A 4,700-nucleotide genomic window follows, 5' to 3' on the forward strand; every position below is an offset into this window, starting at 1 on the left:
CTGTAGTCTTTTTATTCTACTTTTTCAAGTTCGAGAATTGTTTTTGTTCCGTCAATATTTTTATATTCTAATTTTACAAATCCATACTTAAGATTGAAATAAGAAATTAATTCGGTTTCTCCAATTCTGCTTTTTGCCTTTGCATTTACAATATAACATTCTAAATTTCCCAATTTTGTAGAAATATTTTTCTTATCTACGATTTCATACTCATAATTATTTTCAATTCCTCCTTTCCATTCCAACCATCTTTTATCGGACCAATGATCTCCAATTCCGAGTTTCCAGTTCCATTTTGTTCCAATTTTGTATGGTGCTTTTATATATGGAAACGGATTTATTTCTAAAATTTGGAAAAAACTGCTTCTCGGAGGATGAATCCAAACATTCATTTCGTTTTCAAATGCTCCTGTAACTTCCATTGTTAATGGTCGTTCATTGTTCATAATAAATTCGTAGGAAATTCCAGTTTGATTATAATCGTCAATTTGTGATTGAAAAGGATTTCCAGCAATCGGCTTCAGATTTATTTTATTTACAGTTTCGTCATTTTGATTTTCTATTTCTATAAATTTCCAATCGAATATACTATAATTCTCTTTTTTAATTTCATCTCCTTTTGCAATCAAAAATTTTTTACCATTGAGGTTTTCGTAATAGTAAGAAAATGTGAAAATTCGACCAATTTTGTATATTTCATTGTTAGAGTTATATATTTCATCATATTTTTTCTTACTGTCATTTTTTTCAACACTAATTCCATCATCATCAATGATGTATTTTTCTGAAACATTTTGAGAAATACAAGAAATAGGGATTAATAAGATTGGAAAAAAATTAATGATTTTCATTTTGTGTACATAGTTTGGTAAAGATTACTGCTAACGTTTTGGCGCTTGGCGCAGTGGCGGATTTCGGAGCACAAAACTGTCAATACACCACAAAAGTTGATGCGAGGTAGAATGTTCAATTAACCAAGTCACCCGCCATTGAGCCAAACGCCTGTTATCGCTTCGGTGTTCTTTTTCGTCCGTTCGATTTTCTGTCGGTTTTGTCGAGCGTTGGGACAGACACACTCTTTGCCAAGCTTGGGTTTGAGCTTTGGCTTTTGTGGCTTGGCAATGTGTGTGGCTGTTAGCGTAGGACTTCATTTTTGTCAAAGTTTATCTCAATTTCTCCATTTTCAAGAGTGCTAATTAAAAAGTCTATACCGTCAATATTTTCCAAAGATTTTTTGATATGTTTCTCGATTGCTGGTATTCCAACACCGTAGTAAATTGATGTTACATTAAAATCTGATAATATTGCATATAAAGAATTTGAGAAGTTTCCTAATGTTTTTATTTCCTTCAATTTTTCAAAATCAGATAGCACAAATCTGTCTTTGTTTTCAAAAAATAAAGCAACAGAATTTCTAGTTGCTAAAATATCAGGAATTATACCACCTTTGTTTTTTGTAGTTCTATTTTCGTCTGAATTTGGGTGGAGTAAAACCCCTGTTCCGCTTTGTGGAAAGTCATAACAAACAATTTTCCAGCCATTACGTTCCAGCCAATTCAATATGTTAATTGTAACTCTTTCTTCTCTCATAGTTAGGCGTCTCTCCATAATGCACCGTCAGGAAAAATAATTGCATCAGCAAAGTATGCAAAAATCCTGACTACCTTAGTTTTTGAAAATGTAGAGCCATATCGCATTTGCATAAAGTATCTAGGAATTTCGTGACTTCTTAAATCCTCATAATCTTTCGTCAAAATATTTTTTGACTCACTAGATTTCACCGAATCAGAAAGCGATTTGATTGTGCTTCCATTTTCAGTAGATACAATGATGGTTTCATTTTCTTCATCAATAGTTAGTTTTCCCCAAATGGTAATTAAATTATATCTTCTTTCTTCGAATGTCTTTCCTTCTCTACATTTAAGGTAATCAATTGCTGCTATACAACCAGCATAAGGGTCTGACCTAAATGTTCTCGAATCTACTTGATAAACCAATGTATTTTCTCTACTTCTTAGTAGTTCACCAATTTCATAATCAGCATTTTCGTACTGTGATAAATAATTTAATATATAAGAAGTTGGAATTAATTGAGTTGCAGAAAGTGGAGACATAGACAAATTACCGTCTTTACCAGAATATTCACTTTGCATTAAATCTTTTCTCTCAATTATATCTCTGTTCGCCAATAATTTTTCACGCCCTTTAATAACCCCGTGCCTTTCATTGATTGAAATGATTTCATTTATTGCAGCGAACATTTTTATCATTTCTTGATCCGTACCAAGTGGACTTCCGGAATAATTTCTGTTGCCATCATATTTTAATCCTTTTTCTCTTAAATTAGGACTATCCATAGGGTTATATTCATACTCTCTAAAGTCAGAAGGGAAATAATAAAATAGAGAGGGAATATTATAAATAGACATTACGTGTTCTAATGCTTTAAAAATTAATGGATTAATTTTATCCCATTTCGAACTATTCTGCCTATGAATAATAACTGCTTCTGGATATATATAAAAGGATGGCACATTATTTTCAACCGAGGCTGCCAACCTAGCAAAACGTTGAAACACATTGTGTCCTGTGCCAGCTTCTGTTGACACTTCGATAGAAAAAATCGGTTCGTGGTCAATTTCTACGATTAAATCAGGTGCATCCAAATAAAGTATTTTCTTTATGTGGTCAGGCATTGTATGAAAGTTCTTTGCATTGTTTGCATCACTTTCATACATTTTTTTCTTGACGTATGTTTTATTCCTGAGTTCTGTATTGTCAATAACAAAATCGGCAAAAGGCTCAGTACTATACCATATTCTATAGTTCATTATAAGTACTTTTTAATTGCAAGTGCTACAGCTTTCGCTAATAAAGGAGGCACAGCGTTTCCTGTTTGAACTCTACCTTGAACAATTCCTCCTTTTACAATAAAATCATCTGGAAAACTTTGAATTCTACATCTTTCTCTAATCGTTAAACCTCTAGCATCTTCTGGGTGACCGAATTGGAATTGTGGTCTTATTCCACCAGAAACTTGTGTTGGACTTAAAATATCCCAAGCTAACCGTATTCTCTGTTTGAACTTTGGATACATTGGTTCTCCAGGTTTTGTGTTTTTAATTTTCTCAATTGTGTCTTTAGGATGATTAGGTGCAGTATGACATTGAACTGTTCCATTTGTATTCATCCTCATTAATTTTTGGTATTCTGAAAAAGGCTCTGATTTGTATCTTTTCTTTGTCTCTTTTGGATTTAAAGCAGGTAAATCACCTATGGCATCTTTGATGGTTACATAAGGATTGCCTGTTTCTGGCCCGTGGGTTTTCTCAATGTTATTAAAATCAAATTCTTCGCCTCTTATTCCAACAAAAATTAATCTGCTTCTTTTTTGAGGAACGCCATAATCAGGAGCATATAGAAGTTTACTTTTGACTTTCATTTTACCTGCTCTTGATAAGTCTTTTTCAATTTCTTCTACAAAATTGCCTGTACTTTTCATACCTGAAACATTCTCTAAGACTACCACTTTAGGCTGAAGGACTTCTATAAACTTAACAAATTCCTTATACATCAAATTTCTATCATCTTCTTGATGTCTCTTTCTGTTATTCAGGGAAAAACCTTGACAAGGTACACCAGCGATTATTACATCTAATTGCCTTCCATTTAGAAGTTCTTTAATGGTATTTGGGTCAACTTTTTTTACATCACCTAAAATTGTAGAGCAATTTGGATGATTTGCTTTAAATGTTTGAATAGATGGGGCGTGTATATCACAACCTAAAACAACTTCAAAACCAGCCATTTCAAATCCCATTGAAGTTCCTCCGCACCCGCAAAACAATTCTACAATTATTGGTTTGTCATTTGGAATTTCTCCACCTTTGGTAAAAACGGGGTCTTTTTTCCAATAGTAGCCATTCTCCTCAACTTTTACTGATTTATCCCAAACACTTTTTTCTAAGACGTCTGGTTCAATTTCTCCATAAATGTTGATTTGAGGCTCTTCAACAACTGAAATTTCTGTCGGCATTGTATCAATTATTTTATTTTCCATTCCTTAAAGTGTTGTAAGTGATTTGCTCTTCAGCAACTTTTAATGCTGATAATGCGGTTTCTTCGTCTCTAACAATAGAATATACTTTGTTAGCTAGCCACAAAGATTCCAATTCTTCAATTGGTGTTTTAAAGAGTTCATTCAACTTAGTTAAATCTTCTCTTTTTAAGGGTTTCTGGTCATTCTCAACTTTACTTAGAAAACCTTCTCCAATACCGAGTTGATAAGCTAATTCTCTCTGCTTAAGACCAGCTTGCTCCCTTAATTCTCTTATTTTTTGTCCAAGTGTCATTGTCTTGTTTTGTACTTGTCTAAATTTGGTCAAAAGTAATAAATTATTTTCACTTGGTTGTCGAGCGTTGGAAAAAAATGGCTCTTTTGGTTTTTTGAGCGTTGGCTCGTGTGTCGGCAAAAACCAAATGTGCCATTTGTGCGGTTGGCTTTTTACACTGAGCGATAACGGGAAACGCATTGGCGAAGTGGCGGATAAATTGGACCGAAAGTTCAATTTAGCAGTAACGTAGCCGATGTGTTTCCACAGAGCTAACTTACAAATAAAAAGCGAATGTGGAACACATTCGGCGGATAAAAAAGCACAAAAGTTGAAGTTTGCACTTAACCCGCCATTTTGCCAATGCGA

5 protein-coding genes are annotated in these 4,700 nt (G+C 33.6%); all 5 read right to left on the reverse strand.

Features of this window, described 5'->3' with window-relative positions:
• Positions 1-11 precede the first annotated feature (11 nt).
• Entirely contained in the window at positions 12-851 is an 840-nt protein-coding gene (locus tag N5D46_RS14380; RefSeq protein ID WP_280050409.1) for a hypothetical protein, read from the reverse strand.
• Positions 852-1,134: 283 nt separating this feature from the next.
• Positions 1,135-1,590: a hypothetical protein gene (locus tag N5D46_RS14385; RefSeq protein WP_115001168.1), complete on the reverse strand. Its 456-nt coding sequence runs from the start codon at positions 1,588-1,590 to the stop codon at positions 1,135-1,137.
• 2 nt (positions 1,591-1,592) lie between these two features.
• Positions 1,593-2,831 carry a hypothetical protein gene (locus N5D46_RS14390; protein WP_115001166.1) on the reverse strand — a complete coding sequence of 413 codons (1,239 nt, stop codon included), beginning with the start codon at positions 2,829-2,831 and terminating at the stop codon, positions 1,593-1,595.
• Positions 2,831-4,036 (reverse strand): DNA cytosine methyltransferase, encoded by a 1,206-nt coding sequence (locus N5D46_RS14395; RefSeq protein ID WP_280050410.1) that lies wholly within the window; start codon positions 4,034-4,036, stop codon positions 2,831-2,833. The genes N5D46_RS14390 and N5D46_RS14395 overlap by 1 nt, the downstream gene beginning before the upstream one ends.
• 13 nt (positions 4,037-4,049) lie before the next feature.
• On the reverse strand, positions 4,050-4,700 hold a 651-nt coding region (locus N5D46_RS14400; RefSeq protein ID WP_280050411.1), incomplete at its 5' end, for a helix-turn-helix transcriptional regulator.

It is taken from the genome of Empedobacter sp. GD03865 (assembly GCF_029840775.1).
Taxonomy (GTDB): domain Bacteria; phylum Bacteroidota; class Bacteroidia; order Flavobacteriales; family Weeksellaceae; genus Empedobacter; species Empedobacter falsenii_B.